We start from the raw sequence: 13,017 nt of genomic DNA on the forward strand, positions 1-13,017 counted from the left end.
GTAGGAGCGGGCTTGCTCGCGAATGCAGTAGTGCTGTCGATCCAACTCTTAAGGATTAGCTTTAGCCGTATCGGCAACCTGCGGCACTTGAGGCAACGCCGCCCCTTTAGGCCAAAGCATCCAGATCTGTCCCTGCTGTTTCATGTCGCCGGCCAATTGCCCGGCCGCCTCGCCCGTGCCCCAGAACAGGTCCGCGCGGACCTCGCCGGCAATCGCGCCGCCAGTATCTTGCGCGGCCACCGGACGTACCAGCGCGCTGCCGTCCGGGCGTGTGGTCGATAACCACAACAGACTGCCGAGCGGAATCACCTTGCGGTCCACCGCCGCGCTATAACCCGCGGTCAGCGGTACATTCAGCGAACCGCGTGGCCCTTCATTGCTGTCGGGGTTGCGGGTGAAGAACACGTAGCTGGGGTTGCTGCCGAGCAGTTCGGGAATGCGCGCAGGATTGGCCTTGGCCCAGGTGCTGATAGCACCCATGGTCACGTCTTCTTTCTTCAGCTCACCTTGGTCCACCAGCCAGCGGCCGATGGGGCGATAGGGGTGGCCGTTCTGGTCGGCATAGCCGATGCGCAATTGACGACCGTCATCAAGCTGGATGCGACCCGAACCCTGGATTTGCAGAAACTGCAGGTTCATCGGGTCGGTCAGCCAGGCAATCACCGGCGCCTTCACACCGTTGGTTTCAATCGTTGCCGCGTCGTCGTACGGCTTGAGCACGCGACCTTCGAGTCTGCCCCGCAGGCGCTTGCCTTTGAGTTCCGGATAGATACTGTCCAGCGAGACGATGATCATGTCCTCGGGCACACCGTACACCGGGATGTTGGCTTCCTCGGTCTGGGTCAGGCTGCCGGGGTACACCGGTTCGTAGTAACCGGTAATCAGACCGTTGGGGTTGTCATTGGCGGCACGCAGGCCATAGACGTCCAGGTTCTGTTTGAGGAAACCACGGATGTCATTGGCGGTTGGCTGCACATTGACGGAAGCTGCACAGGTGCCGCCCCAGACCGGGTCAGCCTTGAGTCGGGTGCAGGCGCTGCGCCACGAGCCGAAGCCGGCGACGAGGTCGTTGTCGGACACCGCCGGAAGCGCTTCCCAAGTGGCGCTGGAGTAGGTCGCCAGTGCATGGGTTTTCGGTTTGCTGCTGTCGCCGCCGGTGCAACCTGCCAGCACGGCCACCATCGGAAGGGTCCAGGCCAGATTGTGACGCCATGCCTTGAAACGGCTGTTCATGGAGTAATTCCTTTGTCGGTTGCCTGAGTGCTCCATGCGCTCAAACAACCCGTATTGATAATAGGGCTATTGGTCTTTGCCGGTGACGCGAGGATACTGGCCGCCGTTTCCAGTGACCTGAAGCCACCATGACTCTTAAAAGACTTTCTGTTGTATTGCTGGCCTGCCTGACCTTGTCCGCCTGCGGTGGAGTCGACCCGAACTCGCCGCTGGGTCAGCGCAAGGCGATCTTCAAGCAGATGCTCAAGACCGGCGAAGACCTGGGCGGTATGTTGCGTGGGCGTATTCCGTTCGATGGCCCGAAATTCGTCGACGGCGCCATGAAACTCGATGCTTTGTCCCATGAGCCGTGGAAACATTTCCCGCAGGTGCGCGAAGAAGATCACACCAGCGCCAAGGACGATGTCTGGCAGAAGCAGGCACGCTTCCAGGAAATGGCCCGCACTCTTGAAGGCGCCACCGGTGACCTGGTGATTGCCAGCAAGGTTCAGCCCTACAAGGTCAGTAATCTGGGGCCGGCGGTACAGAAAGTCGAAGATGCCTGCAGTGCGTGCCATAAAGAGTTTCGGGATCATTGATTCCAGAAAAGATCGCAGGTAGGAACTGTCGGAGGTTGCGATCTTTTGAGTTCAAAATGATTGCTTACTTATCCAGCTCATCCAGCGCTTCCTGCAACTCTTTGCGCGATTGAGCCAGTTTGTCTTTGCGCTTGTTGATCTTCTCGGCGTCGCCTTTTTTCATTGCCTTGTCGAGGTCGGCCTGACGTGTGCTGACTTCGTGCTTGGCGTCGAGCACCTTGTTTTCCCGTTCCTTCTTCAAGGAGGCGTCGGTGCAGTGGGCAGTGACTTCGCTCAGGGCAGTTTCCAGGCCCGCCTGTTGATCGGCGTTGCCGCGAGACTTGGCCAGTTCAATCTGGTTGATGATGCCTTGTTTTTTGGCGGCGCAGCCGGTGAGGCCCGGTGCATCTTCGGCGGCCATCAATGGAGCGGCCATCACGCTGCACAGGGTCAACAAGGCGAGCGGTGAAAGAAGTTTCATAAAAGCTCCAGGTGAAAAATTCGATATAGCGATGGGCTGTTTGAGCGCATCGGCACCTTTGGGTTCCCGGTTCTCGGGCCGGGCTGGCGTCTAGAAGCCGTCAATCCCGGCAACACGTAATGTTTCACTCAAGGCCAGGACCTGCGGGTCGCGGAAAAATGCGCTCAATTGCGCTGCGCGCCCCGGGCCGATGCCGGCTTCGGCCTGCCATTGTTCGGTGTTTCGTTGCGCCAGCGCCTGCCAGGAGTCGGCCAGGTTGGCTTGGCCGGTCGGCGGCAAGCCCAAGGCTTTGAGCCAGCGAGCGAACGGACGTTGTCGGGCGCTGTTGAAACTGTTCAAGAGACGAACACTGCTGCGCTCGCCGAAGCCGTCAATGTTAGCAAGCTCTTGCTCATCGAGGGTCAACCAATCGAGCAGGTTGCCAAGACGTTCAGCCTTGAGCAGTTTCTCCCAGGTGCCTGGCCCGACGTGAGCCAAGGCCAGCCCCTGTTTGCCGCTGAGCCAGGTCAGGCGTGCGAGGAATTGGCTTTCACATCCTGGTGTTGGTTGCCAGCAGCTTAAAGAATGAAAGTCTGCCGCCCGCGGTACGTTCAATACAGGGCGTTCGGTGCTGCGCAATACGACACCCTCGAGCCTGGGGATGGTCAGCCCCGCCAGGCTGATGGCGACCCGATCGCCGGGACGAATGTCCAGCGCTTCCCAGCGTTGCAGCGAGCTGACGCTCACGCGCTTGATTTGCCGGTCATCGAGCATCACCGGCGCCAGATCCAGCACCGGCGTGATCCGGCCGGTCCGCCCGATCTTGAAGTGGACCTTGCGCACCTCGGCCAGCGCTTGGGCAAAGGGGTATTTCCAGGCGACGCTCCAGTAAGGCGTTTTCGCCTGCCAACGCTCGGCCGATGGGCGTTGGCCCTGACGCATAACGATGCCATCGCTGGCAAAGGGCAGGGGGGAGCGATACCAGTGATCGCGCCAGCGTTCGGCATCGGCAAATGCCTTGATCCGCTGACTGTAGGGCGCCGTGCTCGGGAACCCCAATTCATCCAGAGCCGCCACCCGGTCGGGCAGATTTTTCGGGCCTTGCGGCCAGTCCCAGACAAATAATCCGATACCGGCGGCTTGCTCGGTGCTCAGCACCTTGCGTGCCATCAACCCGGCCACCGTGGCGCGGGCATTGAGGCTGCCAGCCTGGGCTTGTACGTGTTCGCTCAGGCGCCAATAGAGTTCGCCTTGCAGCAGCAAGTCCAGCGACCGCGGAAGCTTTTGAGGGATGGCGGCGATCTGGCGCGCCGAGGCGGTCCAGTCCTGGCCCTTTACCCCATCCCCCCGACTGATCGCCTGATGCAGCCGGCCGTTGCGATAGATCAACGTCACCGCCACGCCGTCGACCTTGGGCTGAATCCAGACCTCTCCCCGATCTTTTAGCCAGGCTTCGACAGCGCGCCCATCGCGTAGTTTTTCCAGGCCGGTGTGGGCGATGGGGTGAGCCACCGTGCCGCCAGCCGTACGCAATGGTTCGGTGGAGGGGCCTGAATCAAAGCACTCGCGCCATTCGGTCAGTCGCGCGCGGGACTGATCGTAGAGTTCATCGGCGATCAGCGACTGGCCTTCACGGTGGTAGCTGTCGTCCCAGCGATCGATTTGCTGTTGCAGGGTGGTGATTTCTTCCTGCGCGCGGGCGGGCGGCCAGTCGGGGCATTCGGCGGCATTGGCGGTCAGGTAGGTGAGGGTCAGCAGGAAACCGAAAAACAGGCGCAGGTTGGGCAGCATCGAGAGCGTCCTTGCTCGTTGGGATGCTTGAAGGCTAGATCAGTACTGGTAGGCGCGAAGGGTGGTTTTTTTGCTGAGTGTTTCTGGCATGAGGCAGAGGTGACCGGGCTGGCCTCTTGCTCGCGAAGGCGGCGACACGGTCTCAAGCAGCAAGGCAATAAAAAGCCCCGCACGGCAAACCGTGCGGGGCTTTGGGTACCGCCGGGGAAGTCTTACAGGCCGGCCGCGACACGCAGGTCGTCGGCGCGGTCGGTTTTTTCCCAGGTGAAAGTGGTGAACGTGTCGTCGCCCACAGTCTTGGTTGCCGGAGTGCGACCGAAGTGGCCGTACGCTGCGGTTTCCTGGTACATCGGGTGCAGCAGGTCGAGCATGGTGGTGATCGCGTATGGACGCAGGTCGAACACTTCGCGAACCAGTTTGACGATCTTGTCGTCGCTGATTTTGCCGGTGCCGAAGGTGTTCAACGAAATCGACGTAGGCTGGGCAACACCAATCGCGTAGGAAACCTGGATCTCGCAACGCTCGGCCAGGCCGGCAGCGACGATGTTCTTGGCCACGTAACGACCGGCGTAGGCTGCCGAACGGTCAACCTTCGATGGATCCTTGCCGGAGAATGCGCCGCCGCCGTGACGGGCCATGCCGCCGTAGCTGTCGACGATGATCTTGCGACCGGTCAGGCCGCAGTCGCCAACCGGGCCACCGATGATGAATTGGCCGGTCGGGTTGATGTGGAACTGGGTGTCCTTGGACAGCAGCTCGGCAGGCAGTACGTGCTTGACGATCAGTTCCATCACGCCTTCGCGCAGGTCTTTGTAGGACACGTCAGGGTTGTGCTGGGTCGACAGTACAACGGCGTCGATACCGACAACCTTGCCGCCTTCGTAACGGCAAGTCACTTGGGACTTGGCGTCCGGGCGCAGCCAAGGCAGCAGGCCGGATTTACGGGCTTCAGCCTGACGTTGAACCAACTGGTGCGAGAAGGTGATCGGTGCGGGCATCAGCACGTCGGTTTCGTTGCTGGCGTAGCCGAACATCAGGCCCTGGTCGCCGGCGCCCTGGTCTTCAGGCTTGGCACGATCAACACCTTGGTTGATGTCAGGGGACTGCTTGCCGATGATGTTCATCACGCCGCAGGTCGCGCCGTCGAAACCGACATTGGAGCTGTTGTAGCCGATGTCGAGAATCACGTTCCGGACGATGTCTTCCAGGTCGACCCAGGCCGACGTGGTGACTTCACCTGCAATGATTGCCACGCCGGTTTTTACCAGAGTCTCGACCGCTACACGGGCGAATTTGTCTTCAGCAATGATGGCGTCCAGCACCGCATCGGAAATCTGGTCGGCGATTTTGTCCGGATGCCCTTCGGACACGGACTCGGAGGTGAAGAGGGAGTATTCGCTCATCTCGATTTTTTCCTGAATTTACCGATGGTGAGTGTCGCCAGCCGGTCGCTGAAAATGGCGGACCTGAATCTGGAAACCATTACGTAAGCCTACATAGAGGCTTTCCCCGGGAACGAGTCCCGCAGCGGTGGCCCAACGGGCCAGATCGTCCTGTTCAAACCCCAACCACAGATCACCGCAGGCCTCCCTGGCCCAACTCTGGTTGTGGCTACATAACTCTGTCACGAGCAGGCTACCGCCCGGTTGCAGCAAGTCGGCCATGCGCTTGAGTGCTTCGGCCGGCGCGGCGAAATGGTGCAGTACCATGTTCAATACAACGCAATCAGCCTTGAGGCTTACACCGTTCAATGCATCGGCCAATTGCAGGCTGACGTTAGCCAGCGTTTCACGTTCACAGACCTGACGGGCCAGATCGAGCATCGCCGGGCTGTTGTCCAGCGCCGTGACTTGAGCGAAACGACGCGCCAGTTCTGGCAAAAAACCGCCGTCGCCAGGGCCCACTTCGATGGCTGTGGCGCCGGGGCCGAAACTCAACTTGTCGAGCAGTGCCACCACGCTTTCGCGGTATTGCGGCAGGCCGGCGATCAAGTCTTGCTGGGCGCGAAACTTCTCCGCGACCCGTGAGAAAAAATCCTGGCTGGCCGCCGCCCGTTGCCCATGGACCTGACCGATCCGCGACTGAACGTCAGTCGGCAGGGTCAGGTTGTCCACTTCTTCCAGCAGCGCGGCATGCAGCTTGCCACCCAGCAGATCGGTGTGAGGCAGGGCGCGACGGTAGAAAATCGCATTGCCTTCACGACGGGTCGCCACCAGATCGGCCTGGGCCAACACCTTGAGGTGATGACTCATGCCGGACTGGCCGATGCCGAAGATCTGCGCCAGTTCCAGTACGCCAAACGAATCGTTGGCCAGCGCGCGCAATACATTCAGCCGCAGAGGATCGCCGCCGGCCTTGCACAGGGCCGCCAGCTCATCGCAATCGTCGTGTCGAATGGAGGGTGCGCGTAAGTTCATAAGGCCAGCAGTCTAGTGACGCTCAGAAATCACCGCAAGAGCAATATCAAAAAGTTTTGATATTGCTCGATAGATGGCACTTCTCAGCGTTAGGTTCAGTCAGCAAACGAACGGCGGAAAGGTTTCACCAGTCGAATACGTCGTTATCCATTGGAAAAACGCCTTCAGATGACTATCTGTCATTGCCCCGAAGGCGGTCGGTGAGGGAAAATGCTCGCCTTTTTTCCGTTTCGTTTTATTCACTCTCGATTCAATATCCGCAGGAGATCAGCGATGCCCAGCCGTCGTGAGCGTGCCAACGCCATTCGTGCCCTCAGCATGGATGCCGTGCAAAAAGCCAACAGCGGCCATCCCGGTGCCCCTATGGGTATGGCGGATATCGCCGAAGTACTTTGGCGTGACTACCTGAAGCACAGCCCGAGCAATCCATCGTTCGCTGACCGTGACCGCTTCGTGCTGTCCAACGGTCACGGTTCGATGCTGATCTACTCGCTGCTGCACCTGACCGGCTACGACCTGTCGATCGATGACCTGAAAAACTTCCGCCAGTTGCACAGCCGCACCCCGGGTCACCCGGAATTCGGTTACACCCCGGGTGTTGAAACCACCACCGGTCCATTGGGCCAAGGCCTGGCCAACGCCGTGGGTTTCGCTCTGGCAGAAAAAGTCCTGGCGGCGCAGTTCAACCGTCCCGGCCATAACATTGTCGATCACCACACCTACGTGTTCCTGGGTGATGGCTGCATGATGGAAGGCATTTCCCACGAAGTCAGCTCTCTGGCCGGTACGCTGGGCCTGGGCAAGCTGATCGCCTTCTATGATGACAACGGCATCTCCATCGACGGCGAAGTCGAAGGCTGGTTCACCGACGACACGCCGAAGCGTTTTGAGGCCTACAACTGGCAAGTGATCCGCAACGTCGACGGTCACGACCCGGAAGAAATCAAGATCGCCATCGACACGGCGCGCAAAAGCGAGCAGCCGACGCTGATCTGCTGCAAGACCACCATCGGTTTCGGTTCGCCGAACAAGCAAGGCAAGGAAGACTGCCACGGCGCCCCATTGGGTGACGCGGAAATCGCCCTGACCCGTGAAGCACTGAAGTGGAACCACGGCCCGTTCGAAATCCCGGCCAACATTTATGCCGAGTGGGACGCCAAGGAAGCCGGTCGCGCTGCCGAAGCCGAGTGGGATCAGCGTTTCGCTGCTTACTCCGCTGCCTTCCCGGAGCTGGCCAACGAACTGATTCGTCGTCTGAGCGGTGACCTGCCGGAAGACTTCGCTGAAAAAGCCTCGGCGTATATCGCTGAAGTCGCGGCCAAGGGCGAAACCATCGCCAGCCGTAAAGCCAGCCAGAACGCCCTGAACGCGTTCGGCCCGCTGCTGCCGGAATTGCTCGGCGGTTCGGCTGACCTGGCCGGTTCCAACCTGACCCTGTGGAAAGGTTGCAAAGGCGTCACCGCGGAAGACGCCAGCGGCAACTACATGTACTACGGCGTTCGCGAGTTCGGCATGAGCGCGATCATGAACGGCGTGGCCCTGCACGGCGGCCTGGTGCCTTACGGCGCGACCTTCCTGATGTTCATGGAATACGCCCGCAACGCAGTGCGCATGTCGGCTCTGATGAAGAAACGCATCATCTATGTGTTCACCCACGACTCCATCGGTCTGGGCGAAGACGGCCCGACTCACCAGCCGATCGAGCAGCTGGCCAGCCTGCGCTGCACGCCGAACCTCGACACCTGGCGTCCAGCCGATGCCGTTGAATCGGCAGTGGCCTGGAAATGCGCTCTGGAGCGTGACGACGGTCCTTCGGCACTGATCTTCTCCCGTCAGAACCTGCAGCACCAAACCCGCAATGCGATCCAGATCGAAGAGATCGCCCGTGGCGGTTACGTGCTGAAGGACTGCGCAGGCGAGCCTGAACTGATCCTGATCGCCACCGGTTCGGAAGTCGGCCTGGCCGTTCAAGCCTTCGACAAATTGACCGAGCAAGGCCGCAAGGTCCGTGTGGTGTCGATGCCGTGCACTAGCGTCTTCGAAGCCCAGGACGCCGGCTACAAGCAAGCGGTTCTGCCGTTGCAGGTCAGCGCGCGTATCGCCATCGAAGCCGCCCACGCGGACTACTGGTACAAGTACGTGGGCCTGGAAGGCCGCGTGATCGGCATGACCACCTACGGCGAGTCGGCGCCTGCGCCTGCCTTGTTCGAAGAGTTCGGCTTCACCCTGGAAAACATCCTGGGTCAGGCTGAAGAGCTGCTGGAAGACTAAGTTCAGGGTATGTATTGCCTGTTCTGACGCTATCGCGGGCAAGCCCGCTCCCACAGGGATTTTCACCGTCCATGTGGGAGCGGGCTTGCCCGCGATAGCGGTCGGTGGGGCAACACTGCAATGACGGATTCACCACGGTAATCGAGAACCCCATGCCTCAACCGCGTCCTTACAAAGTTGCACTCAACGGCTACGGCCGGATTGGTCGTTGCGTCTTGCGTGCGTTGTTTGAGCGAGGCGAGAAGGCCGGGTTTGAAATTGTCGCGATCAACGATCTGGCCGACATGGCCAGCATCGAATACCTGACACGCTTCGACTCCACTCACGGGCGGTTTCCCGGCGAAGTGAGGGTCGAGGGCGATTGTCTGCATATTAATGGCGACTGCGTGAAGGTCCTGCGCAGTGCCACCCCCGAAGGCATCGATTGGGCGTCACTGGGCGTCGATCTGGTGCTGGAGTGCTCCGGCGCTTACCACACCCGTCAGGATGGCCAGCGTTTCCTCGACGCCGGTGCGCCACGGGTGCTGTTCTCCCAGCCGATGGCCAGCGAGGCGGATGTCGACGCCACCATCGTCTACGGCGTAAACCAGGATTGCCTGACCGGCGACGAGCTGCTGGTGTCCAACGCGTCCTGCACCACCAACTGCGGCGTGCCGCTGTTGCGCCTGCTGGACCAGGCCATTGGTCTGGAATACGTGTCGATCACCACCATTCACTCGGCGATGAACGATCAGCCGGTGATTGACGCCTATCACCACGAAGATCTGCGCCGCACCCGTTCGGCGTTCCAGTCGGTGATTCCGGTGTCCACTGGTCTGGCGCGAGGCATTGAGCGCCTGCTGCCGGAACTTGCGGGGCGAATTCAGGCCAAAGCCGTGCGGGTGCCGACGGTTAACGTGTCTTGCCTCGATATTACGATGCAGACCGTGAGCGATACCGACGCCACCGAGGTCAACCGGATTCTGCGCGAGGCCGCCACCCATGGCCCGCTCAAAGGCCTTCTGGCCTACACCGAGTTGCCTCACGCCAGTTGTGATTTTAATCATGACCCACATTCGGCCATCGTCGATGCCAGTCAGACCCGCGTTTCCGGCCCACGGCTGGTGAACATCCTGGCCTGGTTCGACAACGAATGGGGTTTTGCCAATCGAATGCTGGACGTTGCAGAACACTATTTGCAAACAGCTGCACCACAACCAAAACCTGCTCTCTAAAACAGCTATCCAGGAAATGCGACCCATGACCGTGTTGAAGATGACCGACCTCGATCTGCAAGGTAAGCGCGTACTGATCCGCGAAGACCTCAACGTCCCTGTCAAGGACGGTGTTGTCACCAGCGATGCGCGAATCCTGGCTTCGCTGCCGACCATCAAGCTGGCCCTGGAAAAAGGCGCGGCCGTGATGGTCTGCTCGCACCTTGGCCGTCCGACCGAAGGCGAGTTCTCGGCCGAGAACAGCCTTGCGCCGGTGGCTGACTACCTGAGCAAGGCGCTGGGCCGCGAAGTGCCGCTGGTGTCCGACTACCTGAGCGGCGTCGACGTGAAAGCCGGCGACATCGTGCTGTTCGAAAACGTGCGCTTCAACAAGGGCGAGAAAAAGAACGCTGACGAACTGGCCAAGCAATACGCCGCCCTGTGCGACGTGTTCGTGATGGACGCCTTCGGCACTGCTCACCGCGCCGAGGGTTCGACCCATGGCGTGGCCAAGTTCGCCAAAGTCGCCGCCGCTGGTCCGCTGCTGGCCGCCGAACTGGACGCACTGGGCAAGGCCCTGGGCGCCCCGGCGCAACCAATGGCCGCTATCGTTGCCGGCTCCAAAGTGTCGACCAAACTCGATGTGCTCAACAGCCTGAGCCAGATCTGCAACCAGCTGATCGTCGGTGGCGGCATCGCCAACACCTTCCTGGCCGCTGCCGGTCACCCGGTCGGCAAATCCTTGTACGAGCCGGACCTGCTGGACACCGCTCGCGAAATCGCCGCCAAGGTCAGCGTTCCGCTGCCGGTCGACGTGGTGGTTGCCAAGGAATTCGCTGAAAGCGCGACCGCGACCGTCAAGCTGATTGCCGACGTGGCCGCCGACGACATGATCCTGGACATCGGCCCACAGACCGCGGCGAATTTCGCCGAGCTGCTGAAGTCGTCCAAGACCATCCTGTGGAACGGCCCGGTGGGTGTGTTCGAATTCGACCAGTTCGGTAACGGCACCAAAGTGCTGGCCCAGGCCATCGCCGAAAGCTCGGCGTTCTCCATCGCTGGCGGCGGCGACACCCTGGCAGCCATCGATAAATATGGCGTTGCCGAGCAAATCTCCTACATTTCTACCGGCGGCGGCGCGTTCCTCGAATTCGTCGAAGGCAAAGTACTGCCGGCCGTTGAAGTCCTGGAAAGCCGGGCCAAGGCCTGAGGCCGCGCATTTGACCAGGCAAAGGAGTGTTCACATGGTCAGGACATTAATGCTGTTGATCGCCGCGGGTATGCTGGCGGCTTGCGGGAGTAACCCGAAAGCCACGCCGGAACCCGCGCTATCCGCGTCGGATAAAGGCTGTTACCAGGCCGACTGGCAAGCGGAAACCAACCCGGTGATCAACAAGCGCTCGGGGCCCGATGGCCTGGACAAATACGAGACACAGGTCCCGGCCAAGGAACATGGTTGCCCTTGAGGGGTCAGACTCTTTACTCAAGGCTGGCAGCGTGCGCTGTCAGTCGAGGAACACGGATGAAACGCTTTATCGCCGTTGCGGCACTGGCATTGCTGGCAGGTTGCGCCAATTTGAACCTGTTCAACACTGCCGAGCCAGCGGACAGCTGGACCACCTGGACTTGCGACAGCCAGGCCAAAGTGCTCTGGCGCTACACTGACATCAACCGCAAGGAAGTCGATGTTCGCCTGGGCGGTGCTGATCAGGTCTACCGCTTGAAGCTTGAGCCGGGCGCCGAGGGTTCGCTGTACAGCAACGACATGCTGGCGTTTCACGTAAAAGGTGAGGAAGGCCTGGTGTACTGGGTCGCCACCAATGATTTGATCGGCCGCGGTTGTAAAGCGCAGTAATTGACACACCACGGACCTAATGTCCCACAGTGGTCCTGTGTAGTTCTTGAGATTTTAGTGACACCGAATTCGCAGCCCGGGCCAACCCTCGATCTGCAATAACTTGAATAGCCGCCGCCGCTACGGCAGGCTGGCACGATTAACGACCCTCAACCGGGAGAGACACACACAATGGCACTTATCAGCATGCGCCAGATGCTGGACCACGCAGCCGAGTTCGGCTACGGCGTTCCAGCCTTCAACGTCAACAACCTTGAACAGATGCGCGCCATCATGGAAGCCGCTGACAAGACTGACTCCCCGGTGATCGTCCAGGCCTCGGCCGGTGCTCGCAAATACGCAGGCGCCCCGTTCCTGCGTCACCTGATCCTGGCGGCCATCGAAGAATTCCCGCACATCCCGGTGTGCATGCACCAGGACCACGGCACCAGCCCTGACGTCTGCCAGCGCTCCATCCAACTGGGCTTCAGCTCGGTCATGATGGACGGCTCCCTGGGTGAAGACGGCAAGACCCCGACCGACTACGACTACAACGTTCGCGTCACCCAACAAACCGTGGCCATGGCTCACGCCTGCGGCGTCTCGGTAGAAGGCGAGCTGGGCTGCCTGGGTTCGCTGGAAACCGGCATGGCCGGTGAAGAAGACGGCATCGGCGCCGAAGGCGTTCTGGATCACAGCCAAATGCTGACCGACCCGGAAGAAGCTGCGGACTTCGTCAAGAAAACCCAGGTCGACGCCCTGGCCATCGCCATCGGCACCAGCCACGGCGCCTACAAGTTCACCAAGCCACCTACCGGCGACGTGCTGGCCATCGACCGCATCAAAGAAATCCACAAACGCATCCCGAACACCCACCTGGTGATGCACGGTTCGTCTTCGGTTCCGCAAGAGTGGCTGGCGATCATCAACCAGTACGGCGGCGACATCAAAGAAACCTACGGCGTACCGGTTGAAGAAATCGTCGAAGGCATCAAGCACGGCGTGCGCAAGGTCAACATTGATACTGACCTGCGTTTGGCTTCTACCGGTGCGATGCGTCGTTTGATGGCTACCAATCCTAGCGAGTTCGATCCGCGTAAGTTCTTCGGTGCGACTGTTACTGCGATGCGTGATGTGTGTATTGCGCGTTATGAGCAGTTTGGTACTGCCGGTAATGCTTCGAAGATCAAGCCGATCTCGTTGGAAGCGATGTATCAGCGGTATTTGAAGGGTGAGTTGAGCGCTAAGGTTAATTAAGCCT

Annotated in this window: 12 protein-coding genes; 7 read left to right on the top strand and 5 right to left on the bottom strand. The window is 60.3% G+C overall.

Annotated elements, in window-relative coordinates:
• Positions 1 to 48: 48 nt before the first annotated feature.
• Positions 49 to 1,233 (bottom strand): murein transglycosylase A, encoded by a 1,185-nt coding sequence (gene mltA / locus PSH88_RS02265; RefSeq protein ID WP_305424749.1) that lies wholly within the window; start codon positions 1,231 to 1,233, stop codon positions 49 to 51.
• Positions 1,234 to 1,361: 128 nt separating this feature from the next.
• Between mltA and PSH88_RS02270 the strand changes: the two genes are divergently transcribed.
• Complete coding sequence (locus PSH88_RS02270) at positions 1,362 to 1,811, top strand: c-type cytochrome (RefSeq protein WP_305424750.1); 450 nt, start codon at positions 1,362 to 1,364, stop codon at positions 1,809 to 1,811.
• A 64-nt stretch (positions 1,812 to 1,875) separates the two neighbouring features.
• Here the strand turns inward: PSH88_RS02270 and PSH88_RS02275 are convergent, their stop codons facing one another.
• The 4 genes from PSH88_RS02275 to PSH88_RS02290 all read right to left on the bottom strand — a co-directional run bounded on the left by PSH88_RS02275 (position 1,876) and on the right by PSH88_RS02290 (position 6,458).
• Positions 1,876 to 2,271, bottom strand: a complete 396-nt coding sequence (locus PSH88_RS02275; RefSeq protein ID WP_253546534.1) for a DUF1090 domain-containing protein — start codon at positions 2,269 to 2,271, stop codon at positions 1,876 to 1,878.
• Positions 2,272 to 2,361: 90 nt separating this feature from the next.
• On the bottom strand, positions 2,362 to 4,041 hold the full coding sequence (ligB, locus tag PSH88_RS02280; protein ID WP_305424751.1) for an NAD-dependent DNA ligase LigB: 1,680 nt from the start codon (positions 4,039 to 4,041) through the stop codon (positions 2,362 to 2,364).
• A gap of 212 nt (positions 4,042 to 4,253) precedes the next feature.
• Complete coding sequence (gene metK, locus PSH88_RS02285; protein ID WP_123500165.1) at positions 4,254 to 5,444, bottom strand: methionine adenosyltransferase; 1,191 nt, start codon at positions 5,442 to 5,444, stop codon at positions 4,254 to 4,256.
• Between the two features lie 18 nt (positions 5,445 to 5,462).
• Entirely contained in the window at positions 5,463 to 6,458 is a 996-nt protein-coding gene (locus tag PSH88_RS02290) for an ArsR/SmtB family transcription factor (RefSeq protein WP_305483459.1), read from the bottom strand.
• Between the two features lie 273 nt (positions 6,459 to 6,731).
• Here PSH88_RS02290 and tkt point away from each other — a divergent pair, with 273 nt between their 5' ends.
• The 6 genes from tkt (at position 6,732) to fba (ending at position 13,013) form a co-directional block, all read left to right on the top strand.
• Complete coding sequence (gene tkt / locus PSH88_RS02295) at positions 6,732 to 8,729, top strand: transketolase (RefSeq protein ID WP_305424754.1); 1,998 nt, start codon at positions 6,732 to 6,734, stop codon at positions 8,727 to 8,729.
• Positions 8,730 to 8,881: 152 nt separating this feature from the next.
• A complete protein-coding gene (gene epd, locus PSH88_RS02300) occupies positions 8,882 to 9,943 on the top strand; it encodes an erythrose-4-phosphate dehydrogenase (protein WP_305424756.1) in 1,062 nt (353 codons plus the stop codon).
• Between the two features lie 25 nt (positions 9,944 to 9,968).
• A complete protein-coding gene (locus PSH88_RS02305; protein WP_305424757.1) occupies positions 9,969 to 11,132 on the top strand; it encodes a phosphoglycerate kinase in 1,164 nt (387 codons plus the stop codon).
• Positions 11,133 to 11,166: 34 nt separating this feature from the next.
• Complete coding sequence (locus PSH88_RS02310) at positions 11,167 to 11,388, top strand: hypothetical protein (RefSeq protein WP_305424758.1); 222 nt, start codon at positions 11,167 to 11,169, stop codon at positions 11,386 to 11,388.
• 56 nt (positions 11,389 to 11,444) lie between these two features.
• Entirely contained in the window at positions 11,445 to 11,777 is a 333-nt protein-coding gene (locus PSH88_RS02315; RefSeq protein WP_305424760.1) for an MliC family protein, read from the top strand.
• A gap of 171 nt (positions 11,778 to 11,948) precedes the next feature.
• Positions 11,949 to 13,013, top strand: a complete 1,065-nt coding sequence (gene fba, locus PSH88_RS02320) for a class II fructose-bisphosphate aldolase (protein ID WP_305424761.1) — start codon at positions 11,949 to 11,951, stop codon at positions 13,011 to 13,013.
• Positions 13,014 to 13,017: the final 4 nt, after the last annotated feature.

The sequence above is a fragment of the Pseudomonas wuhanensis genome, assembly GCF_030687395.1.
Taxonomy (GTDB): domain Bacteria; phylum Pseudomonadota; class Gammaproteobacteria; order Pseudomonadales; family Pseudomonadaceae; genus Aquipseudomonas; species Aquipseudomonas wuhanensis.

Excerpts from the sequence above, each read along its gene's own strand:
- mltA (WP_305424749.1), bottom strand. The coding sequence starts at position 1,233 with ATGAACAGCCGTTTCAAGGCATGGCGTCACAATCTGGCCTGGACCCTT.
- PSH88_RS02270 (WP_305424750.1), top strand. The coding sequence starts at position 1,362 with ATGACTCTTAAAAGACTTTCTGTTGTATTGCTGGCCTGCCTGACCTTG.
- PSH88_RS02275 (WP_253546534.1), bottom strand. The coding sequence starts at position 2,271 with ATGAAACTTCTTTCACCGCTCGCCTTGTTGACCCTGTGCAGCGTGATG.
- ligB (WP_305424751.1), bottom strand. The coding sequence starts at position 4,041 with ATGCTGCCCAACCTGCGCCTGTTTTTCGGTTTCCTGCTGACCCTCACC.
- metK (WP_123500165.1), bottom strand. The coding sequence starts at position 5,444 with ATGAGCGAATACTCCCTCTTCACCTCCGAGTCCGTGTCCGAAGGGCAT.
- PSH88_RS02290 (WP_305483459.1), bottom strand. The coding sequence starts at position 6,458 with ATGAACTTACGCGCACCCTCCATTCGACACGACGATTGCGATGAGCTG.
- tkt (WP_305424754.1), top strand. The coding sequence starts at position 6,732 with ATGCCCAGCCGTCGTGAGCGTGCCAACGCCATTCGTGCCCTCAGCATG.
- epd (WP_305424756.1), top strand. The coding sequence starts at position 8,882 with ATGCCTCAACCGCGTCCTTACAAAGTTGCACTCAACGGCTACGGCCGG.
- PSH88_RS02305 (WP_305424757.1), top strand. The coding sequence starts at position 9,969 with ATGACCGTGTTGAAGATGACCGACCTCGATCTGCAAGGTAAGCGCGTA.
- PSH88_RS02310 (WP_305424758.1), top strand. The coding sequence starts at position 11,167 with ATGGTCAGGACATTAATGCTGTTGATCGCCGCGGGTATGCTGGCGGCT.
- PSH88_RS02315 (WP_305424760.1), top strand. The coding sequence starts at position 11,445 with ATGAAACGCTTTATCGCCGTTGCGGCACTGGCATTGCTGGCAGGTTGC.
- fba (WP_305424761.1), top strand. The coding sequence starts at position 11,949 with ATGGCACTTATCAGCATGCGCCAGATGCTGGACCACGCAGCCGAGTTC.